Below are 1,140 nucleotides of genomic sequence, written 5' to 3'. Positions count from 1 at the left end.
CTTGGTCATCCCAAACTTTTGAAGCTTCAAGATCGATATACTTGATATCTGCTTCATCAGCGATCTCAACTGGGACTGCTTTGGAGCCGACAGCTTTTCCATCCACCGTGACGTGGTAGATTTGCTTGTCTGCATCATAGGTCACAACCACTGCATGTTCTGTTGCATCCAACTTGTAATTTGCAGGTGCTTGTGTTTCTTTGAGCGTATAGGTTCCTTCTGTCAAGGTACTAAATGAAAGTTCCCCATTCTTATCAGAAGTTGCCGTCGCAACAACAGCTCCATTTGCATCTGTTAAGGTAAATTCAGCACCTTCAAGGACTTTCTTCGGATTGTCCTTATCCACTTTCTTGACTTGGAAAGCAGCTGAGAAGATTTGTGCAGTTACGGTATTCGATTCACGGTTTCCTTCGTGGCCTTTGGCCTTGTAACCAAATTGGTTATGGGCTTGGACTACACCTGAACGACCACCGTTGTCTTCATTATCTTTGGTGCGTTTTTGCATCAAGTCTTTGACGTCTTTGGTCAACTCCGTTGGGTTAACAACTGGGACACCAAAGTTTGCTTCGCTACGGGCTGGGATCGTCGTTCCTTTATCCGCCACAAACTTGATACCCGTCACTTGACTGTAATCTGCTACGGCTGTCGTCCAGATATCCTTATCTGCTGCCTGCTCCATAGTGTCACTTGTGACGCTAGAGTCTGTCGTGTAGTAGACTGTCCAGCCTTCAGGGGCAGCTATAGGTCCACGGAGGCTAACCGTATATTCAGTCAAACGATTCGACCCATCTAGGGTATTGACATCGTGTACTTTTGGTAGAGCATCGTAAACAACTCCGTCTTCGACTGGCTTATCTGTATTGTTTTTAATGGTGATCTTGTAGTTAAAGGTTTCACCAGGCTTGAAGGTACGAGTAACAGTAGATGCATCGGATAGATCATCATTTTTAGCGATATATTTGCGTGCATAGATTCCTTCAGCAGCCACAATCGTATAGTTTGATTCCGCATATGGAATTTTATCCGTTGTTGAACCATTTCCGTTCAGATCATACACATCTTCCGTGACCCGATCAGGGTTGGCATTTTCAAGATCGTGGATCCCATTTCCAGCGACATAAACTTTATTGGTGAAGGTCC

The 1,140-nt window shown here is 44.8% G+C and carries 1 protein-coding gene; it reads right to left on the bottom strand.

Features of this window, described 5'->3' with window-relative positions; genetic code table 11:
• A partial coding sequence (locus tag PAN06_RS14315) for a prealbumin-like fold domain-containing protein (protein ID WP_269796665.1) occupies positions 1-1,140 on the bottom strand: 1,140 nt, incomplete at both ends.

This window comes from Streptococcus sp. SM3 (assembly GCF_027497875.1).
This window is presented reverse-complemented; position numbering and strand designations above follow the sequence as displayed.